Consider the following 14,690-nt stretch of genomic DNA (forward strand, 5'->3'; position numbering starts at 1 on the left):
AGCCACGCTGCGCACCGGGCGGTTCGTAGGGGATGATCGATGCTGTGAGCGATACGGAAACCGTCAAGCAGCAGTTGCTCCCCACCCCGCCCCCGGCTGCCACCCCGCTGCTGGCCGACCCGGCGACGGCCCAGTTGCCACGTGATCGCTACCTGAATCGAGAACTCAGCTGGCTGGACTTCAACGCCAGGGTATTGGCGCTGGCCGAGGACGAGTCGCTGCCGTTGCTGGAACGCGCCAAGTTCCTCGCGATCTTCGCCTCGAATCTGGACGAGTTCTACATGGTGCGGGTCGCCGGGCTGAAGCGGCGGGCGGAGACCGGGCTGCTGGTCCGCTCCGCGGACGGCCGGTCGCCGAGTGAGCAGCTGGAGCTGATCGCCGCCAGGGCCAGGGAGATCGCGCAGCGGCACGCGGGCGTCTTCCTGGATTCGGTGAACCCGGCGCTCACCGGGGAGGGCATCGAGATCATCTGCTGGGGCGACCTCTCGGTCACCGAGGCGGAGAAGCTCTCCGCCTACTTCCACGACCAGGTCTTCCCGGTGCTCACCCCGCTCGCGGTGGACCCGGCGCACCCCTTCCCGTACATCAGCGGGCTAAGCCTGAACCTCGCCGTCACGGTCAAGGACGCCACCACCGGCGGCGAGCACTTCGCCCGGGTCAAGGTGCCGGACAACGTGGATCGCTTCGTCCGGGTGCGGCGCACCGAGACCGGCAACCCGATCGCGGCGTTCCTGCCCATGGAGGAGCTGATCGCGGCCCACCTCGACCTGCTCTTCCCCGGCATGACGGTGGTGGAGCACCACTCCTTCCGGATCACCCGCAACGCCGACTTCGAGGTGGACGAGGACCGGGACGAGGACCTGCTGCAGGCGCTGGAGCGCGAGCTGGCCCGGCGCCGGTTCGGCTCCCCGGTGCGGCTCGAGGTCTCCGACGACATGACCGAGCACATGCTCGACCTGCTGCTGCGCGAGCTCGAGGTGGACCCGCGCGACGTCATCCAGGTGCCGGGGCTGCTCGACCTCTCCTCGCTCATGCAGGTGTACGGCGTGGACCGGCCGAATCTGAAGGACGCGCCGTACGTTCCGGCCACCCCGGCCGCGTTCGGCGAGCGGGAGACCCCGCGCAACGTCTTCGCCGCGCTGCGCGAGGGCGACGTGCTGGTGCACCACCCCTACGACTCCTTCTCCACCAGCGTGCAGCGCTTCATCGAGCAGGCCGCGGCCGACCCGCAGGTGCTCGCCATCAAGCAGACGCTGTACCGCACCTCCGGCGACTCCCCGATCGTCAACGCGCTGATCGACGCCGCCGAGGCGGGCAAGCAGGTGGTCGCGCTGGTGGAGATCAAGGCGCGCTTCGACGAGCAGGCCAACATCAAGTGGGCCCGCGCGCTGGAGCAGGCGGGGGTGCACGTGGTCTACGGCCTGATCGGGCTCAAGACGCACTGCAAGACCTGCCTGGTGGTGCGGCGCGAGGGCTCCACCATCCGGCGCTACTGCCACATCGGCACCGGCAACTACAACCCGAAGACCGCGCGGCTCTACGAGGACGTCGGGCTGCTCACCGCGGCACCGGAGATCGGCGCCGACCTCACCGACCTGTTCAACTCGCTCACCGGCTACTCCCGCAAGGAGGACTACCGCAATATCCTGGTCGCCCCGCACGGGGTGCGGGCCGGGATCATCGAGCGGATCCAGCGCGAGATCGAGCTGGCGCAGCAGGGCGAGCAGGCCCGGATCCGGTTGAAGGCCAATGCCATCGTCGACGAGCAGGTGATCGACGCGCTGTACCGCGCCTCGATGGCCGGGGTGCCGGTGCAGATCGTGGTCCGCGGCATCTGTGGGCTGCGCCCCGGCGTGCCGGGCATGAGCGAGAACATCGAGGTGCGCTCGATCCTCGGCCGCTTCCTGGAGCACTCCAGGGTCATGCACTTCCGGGCGCAGAACGAGTTCTGGATCGGCTCGGCGGACATGATGCACCGCAACCTGGACCGCCGGGTCGAGGTCATGGCCCAGGTCAAGGACCCCAAGCTGCGCGAGCAGCTGGACGGGGTCTTCGATTCCGCGCTCTACCCGACCACCCGGTGCTGGGTGCTGCGGCCGGACGGCAGCTGGCTGGCGCAGCCCGGCGCGGACGCCGACGACGACCAGGTCCGCGACCACCAGGCGTCGCTCATGCGGCTGCGGAGGCCGGAACAGCCGTGAGCGGATCGCGGGACGACAGCTCGTACTGGGATCCGCGCGTGACCGCCAATATCCACGCCGCGGGGGCCGTGCTGTGGCGGCCGACCCGGGCGTCCGGCGCCACCCCCGGCCGGGACGATATCGAGGTCGCGCTGGTGCACCGCCCCAAGTACCAGGACTGGTCGCTGCCGAAGGGCAAGCTCGACCCCGGTGAGTCGCCGGTGCTCGCCGCCGTGCGCGAGGTGCACGAGGAGACCGGGGTGCACAGCGTGCTCGGCCGCTACCTCGGGCACGTCACCTACCCGGTGACCGGGCACCGCAAGCTCAAGCGGGTGGACTACTGGGCGGCGGAGGCGCGGGACGGCGTCTTCGACCCCAATGCCGAGATCGACGACCTGGTCTGGCACTCGCTGGACAAGGTGATGCGGGAGCTCTCCTACCCGATGGACCGGCAGGTGCTGCGCACCTTCAGCAAGCTGCCGCCGCGGACCTCGACGCTACTGCTGGTGCGGCACGCCAAGGCCGGTCAGCGCGGGAAATACGACGGCCCCGACCACGAGCGGCCGCTGGAGCCCGCCGGCATCGAGCAGGCGCGGGTGCTGGTGCCCAACCTGCTCGCCTTCGGTGCGCAGCAGATCTTCTCGGCCGACCCGGTGCGCTGCGTGCAGACGGTGGCCCCGCTCGCGGAGCGGCTCGGCGTCGGGGTCGAGCTGGAGCCGACGCTCTCCGAGGAGGCCTACGCCGCCGATCCGGCGGCCGCGCTGGCCCGGATCCGGGAGCTGGTGTCGGACAGCGCCGTCCGGGTGGTGTGCAGCCAGGGCAAGGTGATCCCGGAGCTGATGCGCGACTGGGCCGCGGCCGAGGGGCTGGCGCTGCCGCCCGCGCGGAACCGCAAGGGCAGCGTGTGGGTGCTGTCCTTCGCGGGCGGGCGCATGGTGGCCGCCGACCACCTGGATCGCAAGCTCTACGTGGACAGCGCCGAGGGGTAGCGCGGGGGCTGCGCGAAAACGGCCCCGGGGTCGGTATCCCGGGGCCGTTTTCCGTCTGCCTGCGGGCCGGGCGACGGTCTGGTCTTCCGGCTGCGCCGCACCGCGTTCCGATGGCACCGACCGGTCGCGGTGGACGCCGGTACGGATGTCACGGACACCTCGGACAGCTGTGGTTCAGCTGCCGCGGCGGGCCGGTGCCTTCTTGGCCGCGGTGGTCTTCTTGGCCGCGGTGGACTTGGCCGCGGTGGTCTTCGCCGCCGTGGTCTTGGCCGCCGCGGTCTTCTTGGCCGGGGCCTTCTTCGCCGGTGCCGCCTTGGTGGCCGCCGCCGTGGTCTTCTTGGCGGGCGCCTTCTTCGCCGGTGCCGCCTTGGTGGCCGCCGCCGTCGTCTTCTTGGCCGGGGCCTTCTTCGCCGCGGTCTTGGTCGCGGTCGCCTTGGCGGCCGTGGCCTTGGTGGCGGTGCTCTTGGTCGCCGTCGCCTTGGTCGCGGGCGCCTTGGTCGCCGCCTTGCGGGCGGTGGTCTTGGCGGGCGCCTTGGTGGCGGCGGTCTTCTTGGCCGCGGCGGTGGTCTTCTTCGCCGCCGTCGCCGTCTTCTTGGCGGCCGTCTTCTTCGCGGCCACCGGCGCATTCACGCCGCGCTTCACCGCGGGGCCGCTCGCCGCGAGTTTCTGCTTACCCGCGATGACGGCCTTGAACTGGGCGCCCGGCCGGAAAGCGGGCACCGAAGTCGGCTTCACCTTGACGGTTTCGCCGGTGCGCGGGTTCCTGGCGACGCGCGCGGCGCGCTTGCGCTGTTCGAAGACACCGAATCCGGTGATGGTGACGCTCTGCCCCTTGTGGACGGCGCGGACGATGGTGTCGACCACGTGCTCGACTGCCGCGGTGGCCGTGCGCCTGTCCGTACCCAACTTTTCGGTCAGAACGTCGATCAGTTCCGCCTTGTTCATTGAATCCTCCGCAGACTAATGGCCCGTCGTCGGACCGACTAGGTACCACGGTAAACCCAGTTTGGGCAAGAGTCTATGTGCCACGCCAAAATTCATGTGGTTTAGCACACGTCCAGCTACCGGCCTCCGCGGCGCCCAGCTAACCGCCCGAGGTGATTACGCTCGCGAAATATGCGCCGGGAGGGTGGCGGGTTTCCATGCCGGCCTTGTCTTTTCATAGGCCGCGATCCGGGCTTCTTGGCGGAGTGTCAGTCCGATATCGTCCAGACCCTCCAGCAGACGCCACCGAGTGTAGTCGTCAATGTCGAACGGCAACACGACGGTTCCTGCCGTCACGGTGCGTGCCCGCAGGTCCACAACCAATTCCAACCCCGGCTGTTCCTCGAGCAACTTCCAGAGCATTTCGACATCATTCTGTGACATCTGCGCGGCGACCAAGCCGCCCTTACCCGCATTCCCACGGAAGATGTCGGCGAAACGGGACGAGATGACCGTTCGAAAGCCGTAGTCGGACAGCGCCCACACCGCGTGCTCACGGGACGACCCGGTGCCGAAATCCGGGCCTGCGACCAAGACGCTGCCCCGATCATAGGGCGCGGTGTTCAGAATGAAGTCCGGATCGGTCCGCCACGCCGCGAAGAGGCCGTCCTCGAATCCGGTGCGGGTGACGCGCTTGAGGTAAACCGCGGGAATGATCTGATCGGTGTCGATGTTGGAGCGGCGCAGCGGCACGCCGACGCCCTTGTGCACGGTGAACGGTTCCATGGAATTTCCTCCGGGTGGGGGTTCGGGTGGTCGTCAGTCCAGATCCGCGGGTGAGGACAGCGTTCCGCGCACCGCGGTCGCGGCGGCGACGAGCGGGGAGACCAGGTGCGTCCGGCCGCCCTTGCCCTGCCTGCCCTCGAAGTTGCGATTCGAGGTCGAGGCGCAGCGCTGGCCGGACTCGAGTTGATCGGGATTCATTCCCAGGCACATCGAGCAGCCCGCCTGCCGCCATTCCGCGCCCGCGGCGGTGAAGATATCCCCGAGGCCCTCCTGCTCGGCCTGCGCGCGCACCCGCATACTTCCCGGCACCACCAGCATGCGCACGCCGTCGGCGACGCGCCTGCCCTTCAGCACGTCGGCGACCGCGCGCAGATCCTCGATCCGGCCGTTGGTGCATGAACCGACGAAAACGGTGTCGACGGTGACGTCGCGCAGCGGCGTTCCCGGGATCAGGTCCATGTACCGCAGCGCCTTGACGGCCGATTCGCGCTCGGTCTCGTCGGGGATGGCCGCGGGGTCGGGCACGGCCTCGCCGAGCGGCAGCCCCTGGCCCGGGTTGGTGCCCCAGGTGACGAAGGGGGTCAGCGCGGCGGCGTCGATGTGCACCTCGGCGTCGAAGACCGCGCCCTCGTCGGTCCTCAGCTCGTCCCAGGCCGCGACCGCGGCGTCCCAGTCGGCGCCCTGCGGCGCGTGCGGGCGGCCCTTCAGGAACTCGTAGGTGACCTCGTCCGGGGCGATCATGCCCGCCCGCGCGCCCGCCTCGATCGACATATTGCAGACCGTCATCCGCGCCTCCATGGACATCGCCCTGATCGCCTCGCCGCGGTACTCCAGGACGTAGCCCTGGCCGCCGCCGGTGCCGATCTTCGCGATCACCGCCAGGACCAGGTCCTTGCTCGTGACGCCCGCGGGCAGCTCGCCGTCGACGGTGATCGCCATGGTCTTGAACGGGCGCAGCGAGAGCGTCTGGGTGGCGAGCACGTGCTCCACCTCGCTGGTGCCGATCCCCATCGCGATCGAGCCGAAGGCGCCGTGCGTCGAGGTGTGGCTGTCGCCGCAGACCACGGTCATGCCGGGCTGGGTCAGCCCCAGCTGCGGGCCGACCACGTGCACGATGCCCTGGTCCAGGTCGCCCATCGGGTGCAGCCGGATGCCGAACTCCGCGCAGTTGTGCCGCAGCGTCTCCACCTGGGTCCGGGAGACCGGGTCGGCGATGGGCTTGTCGATGTCGACGGTCGGCACATTATGGTCCTCGGTCGCGATCGTGAGGTCCGGCCTGCGCACCGGGCGCCCCGCCGCGCGCAGCCCGTCGAAGGCCTGCGGGCTGGTCACCTCGTGCACCAGGTGCAGATCGATGTAGATGAGGTCGGGCTCGCGGCTCGCGCCATCGCCCTCCCCGCGCGCGACGATATGCTGCTCCCACACCTTCTCGGCCAGTGTGCGTGGACGATCGGCCATTCTTGGATCACCTTCCGTACCAGGGGCTGGTGGATTCGTTTTTGAATCCCAGAATACGAGACGTTAGTATCGCTCTATGAGACAGCATAGCGGCATCGGGGTTCTGGACAAAGCCGTGACGGTGTTGTACGCGGTGGCCGACGAGCCGTGCGGGTTGAACGAGCTCTGCGCCCGCACCGGGCTCCCCCGCGCCACCGCGCACCGGCTGGCCGTCGGCCTCGAGGTGCACCGCCTGCTGGCCAGGGACAACCAGGGCCGCTGGCGGCCGGGCCCGGCGCTGGCCGAGCTGGCCGTCGGAGCGACCGACCCGCTGCTGGAGGCCGCGGGCGCGGTGCTGCCCCGGCTGCGGGAGATCACCGGGGAGAGCGTGCAGCTCTACACCAGGGACGGCCACGCCAGGGTCTGCGTGGCGGCGCTGGAGCCGCCGGTCGGGCTGCGGGACACGGTCCCGGTGGGGTCGCGGCTGCCGCTGACCGCGGGCTCGGCCGCGAAGGTGCTGCTGGCCTGGGCCGACCCCGAACTGCAGCGCGACCTGCTCGCCGAGGCGGTCTTCGGCGAGCGGGTGCTGGCCGAGGTGCGCAGGCGCGGCTGGGCGCAGAGCGCTGCCGAGCGGGCGGCCGGGGTGGCCAGCGTCTCGGCGCCGGTGCGCGACGTCACCGGCGCGGTGGTGGCGGCGATCTCGGTCTCCGGCCCGATCGACCGGATGGGCCGCAGGCCGGGCGCGCGCTGGGCCGCCGACCTGGTGGCGGCCGCGGAGGCGCTGCAGAAGCGGCTCTGACCCGACTGCAACCCGTTCTACAGTGACGGGATGGGAGTCAACCAGCGCACGCAGATCGTGATGTCCGAGGCGGAGATCACCCGCTTCCTGGCGACCAGCCGGGTCGCCACCTTCGCCACGCTCGGGAAGGAGGGCGTGCCGCACCTGACCGCGATGTGGTACGCCCTGCTCGACGGCGAGGTGTGGTTCGAGACCAAGGCGAGGTCACAGAAGGCGGTGAACCTGCGCCGCGATCCGCGGGTGACCTGCCTGGTCGAGGCCGGTGACACCTACGACCAGCTGCGCGGGGTCGCGATCGAGGGGCGCGCCGAGGTGGTGGACGACCCGGAGCGGCTCTTCGCGGTCGGGGTGAGCGTCTGGGAGCGCTACACCGGCCCGTACACCGAGGAGATGCGGCCGCTGGTCGAGCAGATGCTGCACAAGCGGATCGCGGTCCGGGTGGTGCCGGAGCGGGTGCGCTCCTGGGACCACCGCAAGCTGGGGATGCCCGCCATGCCGCTGGGCGGGACCACCGCCGCGGCGCCCCCCGCGTAACGCGAGAGGCCCCCGATCCGTGGATCGGGGGCCTCTCGGTTGTAGCCCCGACGGGATTCGAACCCGCGCTACCGCCTTGAGAGGGCGGCGTCCTAGGCCGCTAGACGACGGGGCCAGGACTTTCTTTTCACTTTTCGCTTCCCTTCCGGGAGGCTGTTGCCAGCTTAGCTGGCGGGAGCCCGGCAACCAAATCGCCGGGTTCCGAACGCTTTTGGCGGTCGGCTCTCCGCTGGGGTACCAGGACTCGAACCTAGAATGGCTGAACCAGAATCAGCTGTGTTGCCAATTACACCATACCCCAATGACCAGGCGACCCCGGCCTCGCTTCCGGTTCGAATCGAGGCGGCGTTTCCGGCCGGGAAGAAGAGTACCAAAGAGGTCGGGGTAAACTACAAATCGCCTGGTCAGAGCCCTGTTTTACGCCTCGGGGCGCCATTCGACGGCGGCCCGCAGCCGGGTCAGCGAGAGTTCCCGCCCGAGCAGCTCCATCGACTCGTAGAGCGGCGGGCTGATGTGCGATCCGGTGATCGCCACCCGCACCGGCGCGAATGCCTTCCTCGGCTTCAACCCGAGTTCTTCGATCAATGCGACGCGCAGCGCCTCCTCGATCGCGGAGGCGGTCCATTCCGGCAGCGCTTCGAGCGCGCCGAGCGTCGCCGCGAGGACCGGCTCGGCGGGTTCGCCGAGATTCTTCGCGCCCGCCGCGGCGTCGATCGAGAACTCGTCCGCGGGCGCGAACAGGAATCGCAGCAGCCCCCACGCGTCGTCCAGAACGACGATCCGGGTCTGGACCAGTTCGGCCGCCGCCGCGAAGACCTTCTCGTCGATTTCCGCGCCGATCCTGCCCTGCCCGGTCAGGAACTCCCGGAGCCGGTGGGCGAAATCTCCGGGTGGCAGCAAACGGATGTGTTCCGCGTTGATCGCGTCGGCCTTCTTCTGGTCGAATCGGGCCGGGTTGGAATTCACCGAGGAAATGTCGAACGCCTCGACCATCTCCGTCATGGAGAACACGTCGCGGTCGTCGGAGAGCCCCCAGCCGAGCAGCGCGAGGTAATTCAGCAAACCTTCGGGAACAAAGCCGCGATCGCGGTGGGCGAACAGGTTGGACTCGGGATCCCGTTTCGACAACTTCTTGTTGCCCTGGCCCATGACGAAGGGCAGGTGCCCGAACTCGGGGGTGAACTCGGCGACCCCGATCCGGCGCAGCGCGGCATACAGCGCGAGCTGCCGCGGGGTGGAGGAGAGCAGGTCCTCGCCGCGCAGCACGTGGGTGATCCGCATGAGCGCGTCGTCGACCGGGTTGACCAGCGTGTACAGCGGGTCGCCCGACCCGCGGGTGAGCGCGAAATCGGGCACCGTCCCGGCCTTGAAGACGGTCTCCCCGCGCACCAGGTCGCGCCAGCCGAGGTCGGTGTCCGGCATCCGCAGCCGCACCACCGCGGGCCGCCCCTCGGCCCGGTAGGCCGCGATCTGCTCGGCGGTCAGCTCGCGGTCGAAGTTGTCGTAGCCGAGCTTCGGATCGCGCCCGGCGGCCCTGTGCCGCGCCTCGACTTCGTCCGGCGTGGAGAAGGATTCGTAGGCCTCACCGGCCGCCAGCAACCTCTGCACGACCTCCAGATGCAGCCCCCGGCGCAGGGATTGGCGGTAGGGCTCGTAGGGCCCGCCGACCTCGGGCCCCTCGTCCCAGGTGAGGCCGAGCCAGCGCAACGCGTCCAGGATCGAGCGGTACGACTCCTCGCTGTCCCTGGCCGCGTCGGTGTCCTCGATCCGGAACACGAAGGTGCCGCCGTGGTGCCGGGCGAAGGCCCAGTTGAACAGCGCGGTGCGGATCAACCCCACGTGCGGGGTCCCGGTGGGCGACGGGCAGAAGCGGACCCGAACTTCGGTCATGGCTCTCTTTCAGCGTTTCGTGGCAACGGGATTGGTCAGGGTACCGATTCCCTCGACGGTCACCGAGACGGACTGGCCCGCCTGCACCGGGCCGACCCCCTCGGGGGTGCCGGTCAGCAGCACGTCGCCGGGGAGCAGCGTCATCACCGTACTGACGAACTCGATCAACTCCGGAATGTCGTGCAGCAGCAGCGATGTGCGGCTGCGCTGGCGCACCTCGCCGTCGAGCTCGGTGACGATCTCCAGATCGCCGGGGTCGAGCTCGGTCTCGATCCACGGCCCGAGCGGGCAGAAGGTGTCGTACCCCTTGCCCCTGGTCCACTGCCCGTCCGACTTCTGCTGATCGCGCGCGGTGACGTCGTTGGCGACGGTGTAGCCGAGGATGACGTCGCGCGCCTTGGCGGCGGGCACGTCCTTGCACGGACGGCCGATCACCACGGCCAGCTCGCCCTCGTAGTCGACCCGGGAAGAGCTGGGCGGCAGGATGATCGGCGCGTTCGGGCCGACGATCGCGGTGTTCGGCTTGAGGAAGATGACCGGCGACTCCGGCGCTTCGCCGCCCATCTCCGCGGCGTGCGCGGCGTAGTTCTTGCCCACGCACACCACCTTGCTCGCCAGGATCGGCGCCAGCAGCCGGACGTCGGCCACCGGCCAGCTCCGGCCGGTGTAGGTGGGGCTGCCGAACGGGTGCTCGGCGATCTCCCTGGCGACGCTGTCTGCGCCGTCGCCCTCGATCCGGGCGAAGGCGACTCCATCGGGACTGGCTACTCGACCTAGGCGCATGGCCGCAGTCTATCGACCCGGTGCCACCTGCCCGAATGCGCCCGACCGCGCGGTTCGCTTCCGTGCGGTGTACGGTGAGCGTGTTGTTCATGGTGTGAGATTTCAATCCCGATATATGGGAATGCGAGGTGGGGTCATGGTGGCGGCCGAGATCAGTGAGGGGCGGCGCTGGACCATGCTCGGGCTCGGCGTCTTCGCCCAGGCGTCGAGCGCGGTCTTCATCCACGGCGTTCCGTTCCTGCTCCCCGCGCTCACCGACGGCGGCATGGCGCTGCCCACCGCCGGGCTGCTGGTCGCCATGCCGACCGTCGGGCTGGTCTGCACGCTGATCGCCTGGGGCTGGGTGGTGGACCGGATCGGCGAGCGCAAGGTGCTCGTCGCCGGGCCGCTCGTCACCGCGCTGGCGGGCGGGGCGGCCGCGCTCACCGCGCACCCGATCGCGCTGGGCGCCTTGCTCTTCCTCGGCGGGGCGGGCGCGGCCAGCACCAACGGCGCGAGCGGGCGGGTGATCGTCGGCTGGTTCCCGCCGCACCGGCGCGGGCTGGCGATGGGCATCAGGCAGACCGCGCAGCCGCTCGGGGTCGGGATCGGCGCGCTGGCGATCCCCGCGGTGGCCGCGCAACACGGGGTGCCCGCCGCGGTGCTGGTCCCCGCCGCCATGGCCGCCGCGGCGGCGGTGGTCTGCGCGCTCGGGATCGTGGATCCGCCGCGGCCGCAACGCTCCGAGGCCGATCCCGGGTTGCTGGCCAACCCCTACCGGGGCGACACGACGCTGTGGCGGGTGCACGCCGTCTCGGTGTTGCTGGTGGTGCCGCAGGGCACGCTGTGGACCTTCGCGCTGCTCTGGCTGCACCGGGACGCGGGGTGGTCGCTGGCCGCGGCGGGCGCGCTGGTCACGGTGACCCAGGTGCTGGGTGCGCTGGGGCGGATCGGGGCGGGGGCCTGGTCGGATCGGGTGGGCAGCAGGCTCGGGCCGCTGCGCACGGTGGCGGTCGCGGCGGTCGTCTCGATGGCCGCGCTGGCGCTCGCCGCCTGGACCGAGTGGTGGTGGGTGGCGATCCCGCTGCTGGTGGCGGCGTCGGTGATCACGGTGTCGGACAACGGGTTGGCCTTCACCGCGGTCGCCGAGATCGCCGGGCCGTACTGGAGCGGGCGCGGGCTCGGGGTGCAGAACACCGGCCAGAACCTGGCCATGGCGGCGGTGCCGCCGCTCTTCGGCGCCGTCATCGCGGCCGCGGGCTTCCCCGCCGTCTTCATCGCCGCCGCCGTCATCGCCGCGGTCGCGGTCCCCTTGGTCCCCCGCGACCAGCTCCGCAAGGTCCCCGCACCCAGCTGACCGCGGACGGCGTCGGCCACGAGCCCACATCCGGCAAGCCGCGGACCGCAGCATCCACGAGCCCCGCACGCCGACCCGCGGACCGCGGCATCCACGGGCCCGGGTCCGCCGAGCCGCGGACCGCGGCGGCCACAGCAGCCGCGCCAAGGGCCCGCCATCGGCGGCCACGGGGTTGCGGGGCGAAGCCCCGCGAAAACAACTGTGCCCCACCCGAACCTGGGTGGGGCACAGTTCGGGAAACACTAGACCGCGGCGGCGATCCGATCCCCGACCTCGACGGTCGAGGCGGCACCGGAGCGCCCGGCCAGATCCTTGGCCACCGCCGCCTCGATCCGCGCAGCCTGCTCGGTGTGCCCGAGGTGGGTGAGCAGCAGCGCCACCGAGAGGATCGCGGCGGTCGGATCCGCCTTCGACTGCCCGGCGATGTCCGGCGCGCTGCCGTGCACCGGCTCGAACATGCTGGGGTTGGCGCCGGAGGCGTCGATATTGCCGCTCGCCGCCAGCCCGATCCCGCCGCTCACCGCGGCCGCCAGGTCGGTGATGATGTCGCCGAAGAGGTTGTCGGTGACGATCACGTCGAAGCGGCCCGGGTCGTTGACCATGTGGATGGTGGCGGCGTCGATGTGCTGGTACGCCGTGGCGACATCCGGGAACTCGGCCCCGACCTCGGCCACCGTGCGCTGCCAGAGCGACCCGGCGAAGGTGAGCACGTTGGTCTTGTGCACCAGCGTGAGGTGCTTGCGCCGCGCCTGCGCCTTGGCGTACGCGTAGCGCACCACGCGCTCGATCCCGAAGCGGGTGTTGGTGCTCACCTCGGTGGCGACCTCGTGCGGGGTCGCCACCCGGATGGCACCGCCGGTGCCGGTGTACGGCCCCTCGGTGCCCTCCCTGACCACGACGAAGTCGATCTCCGGCGACCCGGCCAGCGGGCTCCCGACCCCCGGGTACAGCTTGGACGGCCGCAGGTTCACGTGGTGGTCCAGCGCGAACCGGGTGCGCAGCAGCAGCCCGCGCTCCAGGATGCCGCTCGGCACCGACGGGTCGCCGATGGCGCCGAGCAGGATCGCGTCGTGCTGCTTCAGCTCCGGCAGCACCGAGTCCGGCAGGATCTCGCCGGTGGCGTGGTAGCGCTTGGCGCCCAGGTCGTACTCGGTGCGCTCGACACCGGGCAGCACCGTGTCCAGCACCTTGAGCGCCTCGGCGACGACCTCGGGGCCGATTCCGTCGCCGGGGATGACAGCGAGCTTCATGGTTGCTCCGTTGCTTTCCGGGCCGCTCAGGACAGGTCGATCAGGGCGAGCTTGGTGGCGCCGACGGCCTCCGCGATGGCGGCCTGCACGTCGCCGGGCACCTCCTGCGCGACCCGCAGCAGCACGGTGGCGCCCTCCTTGTCGGCGTCCTGGGTGAGCTGCGCGGCCAGGATATCGATCCCGGCCTGCCCGAGCAGGGTGCCGATCTTGCCGAGCGCGCCCGGCCGGTCGTCGTAGTTGAGCACCGCGAGGTTCAGCCCCTCGGCGCGCAGGTCGTAGTTGCGCCCGTTGATGTTGACGATCTTCTGCACCTGCTGCGGCTCGGTCAGCGTGCCCGCGACGTTCAGCGTGCGGCCGTCGCCGAACACCGCGCGCAGATCGACCAGGCTGCGGTGGCTCGGGCTCTCGGACACCGTGGTGACCTCGGCGCTGATCCCGCGGTCCTGCGCCAGCGCGGGCGCGTTCACGAAGGTCACCTGGTCCTCGATGAGCGCGGAGAAGATGCCACGCAGCGCCGCGAGCTGCAGCACCGCGACCTCCTGCGCCGCCAGCTCGCCGCGCACCTGGACCTCCAGGCTCACCGGCAGCTCGTCGGAGAGCCCGCCGAGCAGGGCGCCCTGCTTGCGCACGATCTCCAGCCACGGCGCGACCTCGTCGGCGACCGCGCCGCCAGTGACGTTCACCGCGCCGGGCACGAACTCGCCCGCCAGCGCCAGCAGCACCGACTTCGCGACATCGGTGCCCGCCCGGTCCTGCGCCTCGGTGGTGGAGGCGCCGAGGTGCGGGGTCACCACGACCTGCGGCAGCTCGAACAGCGGGCTGTCGGTGCACGGCTCGGTCTCGAAGACGTCGAGCCCGGCGGCGCGCACGTGCCCGGAGACGATCGCCTCGGCCAGCGCGGCCTCGTCGACCAGCCCGCCGCGCGCGGCGTTCACGATGACGACGCCCGGCTTGGTCTTGGCGATGGCCTCGCGGCCGATGATGCCCTTGGTCTCCGGGGTCTTCGGCAGGTGCACCGAGATCAGGTCGGCGCGCTCCAGCAGCTCGTCCAGGCTCAGCAGCTCGATGCCGAGCTGCGCGGCCTTGGCGGGCGAGACGTAGGGGTCGTAGGCGACGATCTTCGTCTCGAAGGCGGCGAGCCGGGCGGCGAAGAGCTGGCCGATCCGGCCCAGCCCGACCACGCCGACGGTCTTGCCGAAGATCTCCACCCCGTTGAAGGAGCTGCGCTTCCAGGTGTGCTCGCGCAGCGTCGCGTCGGCCTGCGGGATCTGGCGGGCGGCGGCGAGCAGCAGCGTGACGGCGTGCTCGGCTGCGGTGTGGATGTTCGAGGTGGGGGCGTTCACCACCAGCACACCGCGCTCGGTGGCCGCCGGGACCTCGACATTGTCCAGCCCCACCCCGGCGCGGGCCACGATCTTCAGCCGCTTCCCCGCGTCCAGCACCTCGGCGTCGACGGTGGTGGCGGAGCGCACCAGCAGCGCGTCGGCCTCGGGCACCGCGGCCAGCAGGGCCGGACGGTCCGGGCCGTCCACCCAGCGGACCTCGACACCGTCACCGAGCGCGTCGACGGTCGACTGGGCGAGCTTGTCGGCGATCAGGACAACAGGACGGCCAGCTTGGCTCACGGTGAACTACTCCTGGGGAAGGGGGGTTGGTTGCCACCGAGCAGCTTAGTAGCCCCTGCTCCGCCCCTGGTGGCCCACCCGTCGGGGCACCCGCCGTCAGTGTGCGGCGGTTCACCCCCGGACACAGCGGCGGCCCCGTACCGATCCGGTACGGGGC

Annotated in this window: 12 protein-coding genes and 2 tRNA genes; 5 read left to right on the forward strand and 9 right to left on the reverse strand. The window is 70.8% G+C overall.

The features are described 5' to 3' along the window. Window positions 1–32: 32 nt before the first annotated feature. Window positions 33–2,201: an RNA degradosome polyphosphate kinase gene (locus ACFUUZ_RS02030; RefSeq protein ID WP_378691461.1), complete on the forward strand. Its 2,169-nt coding sequence runs from the start codon at window positions 33–35 to the stop codon at window positions 2,199–2,201. Then, window positions 2,198–3,169 carry an NUDIX domain-containing protein gene (locus ACFUUZ_RS02035; RefSeq protein WP_378691463.1) on the forward strand — a complete coding sequence of 324 codons (972 nt, stop codon included), beginning with the start codon at window positions 2,198–2,200 and terminating at the stop codon, window positions 3,167–3,169. Before ACFUUZ_RS02030 ends, ACFUUZ_RS02035 begins: the two co-directional genes overlap by 4 nt. Before the next feature lie 174 nt (window positions 3,170–3,343). Here the strand turns inward: ACFUUZ_RS02035 and ACFUUZ_RS02040 are convergent, their stop codons facing one another. From ACFUUZ_RS02040 to leuC, 3 genes are all read right to left on the reverse strand, one after another. Next, the gene (locus ACFUUZ_RS02040; RefSeq protein ID WP_378691466.1) at window positions 3,344–4,114 is read right to left on the reverse strand and encodes an HU family DNA-binding protein; all 771 of its coding nucleotides are present in this window, start codon (window positions 4,112–4,114) and stop codon (window positions 3,344–3,346) included. A gap of 156 nt (window positions 4,115–4,270) precedes the next feature. Then, the gene (gene leuD / locus ACFUUZ_RS02045; RefSeq protein WP_378691468.1) at window positions 4,271–4,879 is read right to left on the reverse strand and encodes a 3-isopropylmalate dehydratase small subunit; all 609 of its coding nucleotides are present in this window, start codon (window positions 4,877–4,879) and stop codon (window positions 4,271–4,273) included. A 33-nt stretch (window positions 4,880–4,912) separates the two neighbouring features. Beyond that, window positions 4,913–6,337 carry a 3-isopropylmalate dehydratase large subunit gene (leuC, locus tag ACFUUZ_RS02050; RefSeq protein ID WP_378691471.1) on the reverse strand — a complete coding sequence of 475 codons (1,425 nt, stop codon included), beginning with the start codon at window positions 6,335–6,337 and terminating at the stop codon, window positions 4,913–4,915. Window positions 6,338–6,413: 76 nt separating this feature from the next. Here leuC and ACFUUZ_RS02055 point away from each other — a divergent pair, with 76 nt between their 5' ends. After that, the gene (locus ACFUUZ_RS02055; RefSeq protein ID WP_378691474.1) at window positions 6,414–7,115 is read left to right on the forward strand and encodes an IclR family transcriptional regulator; all 702 of its coding nucleotides are present in this window, start codon (window positions 6,414–6,416) and stop codon (window positions 7,113–7,115) included. Window positions 7,116–7,145: 30 nt separating this feature from the next. Continuing rightward, the gene (locus ACFUUZ_RS02060; protein ID WP_378691477.1) at window positions 7,146–7,649 is read left to right on the forward strand and encodes a pyridoxamine 5'-phosphate oxidase family protein; all 504 of its coding nucleotides are present in this window, start codon (window positions 7,146–7,148) and stop codon (window positions 7,647–7,649) included. Between the two features lie 42 nt (window positions 7,650–7,691). Here the strand turns inward: ACFUUZ_RS02060 and ACFUUZ_RS02065 are convergent. The 4 genes from ACFUUZ_RS02065 to ACFUUZ_RS02080 form a co-directional block, all read right to left on the reverse strand. Next, window positions 7,692–7,764: transfer RNA gene (locus tag ACFUUZ_RS02065), tRNA-Glu, on the reverse strand. 114 nt (window positions 7,765–7,878) lie between these two features. After that, window positions 7,879–7,950, reverse strand: a tRNA-Gln gene (locus ACFUUZ_RS02070). 116 nt (window positions 7,951–8,066) lie between these two features. Continuing rightward, window positions 8,067–9,539, reverse strand: a complete 1,473-nt coding sequence (gene gltX / locus ACFUUZ_RS02075; protein ID WP_378691480.1) for a glutamate--tRNA ligase — start codon at window positions 9,537–9,539, stop codon at window positions 8,067–8,069. Window positions 9,540–9,548: 9 nt separating this feature from the next. Continuing rightward, window positions 9,549–10,322: a fumarylacetoacetate hydrolase family protein gene (locus tag ACFUUZ_RS02080; RefSeq protein ID WP_378691483.1), complete on the reverse strand. Its 774-nt coding sequence runs from the start codon at window positions 10,320–10,322 to the stop codon at window positions 9,549–9,551. Between the two features lie 136 nt (window positions 10,323–10,458). On the opposite strand from ACFUUZ_RS02080, the gene ACFUUZ_RS02085 reads away from it, so the two are divergent. Beyond that, complete coding sequence (locus ACFUUZ_RS02085; protein WP_378691486.1) at window positions 10,459–11,658, forward strand: MFS transporter; 1,200 nt, start codon at window positions 10,459–10,461, stop codon at window positions 11,656–11,658. A gap of 242 nt (window positions 11,659–11,900) precedes the next feature. Here the strand turns inward: ACFUUZ_RS02085 and ACFUUZ_RS02090 are convergent, their stop codons facing one another. Further along, the gene (locus tag ACFUUZ_RS02090; protein WP_378691488.1) at window positions 11,901–12,908 is read right to left on the reverse strand and encodes a 3-isopropylmalate dehydrogenase; all 1,008 of its coding nucleotides are present in this window, start codon (window positions 12,906–12,908) and stop codon (window positions 11,901–11,903) included. A 26-nt stretch (window positions 12,909–12,934) separates the two neighbouring features. After that, on the reverse strand, window positions 12,935–14,533 hold the full coding sequence (serA, locus tag ACFUUZ_RS02095; protein WP_378691490.1) for a phosphoglycerate dehydrogenase: 1,599 nt from the start codon (window positions 14,531–14,533) through the stop codon (window positions 12,935–12,937). Between the last annotated feature and the right edge of the window lie 157 nt (window positions 14,534–14,690).

The sequence above is a fragment of the Nocardia sp. NPDC057353 genome (assembly GCF_042667085.1).
In the GTDB taxonomy this organism is placed as follows: domain Bacteria; phylum Actinomycetota; class Actinomycetes; order Mycobacteriales; family Mycobacteriaceae; genus Nocardia.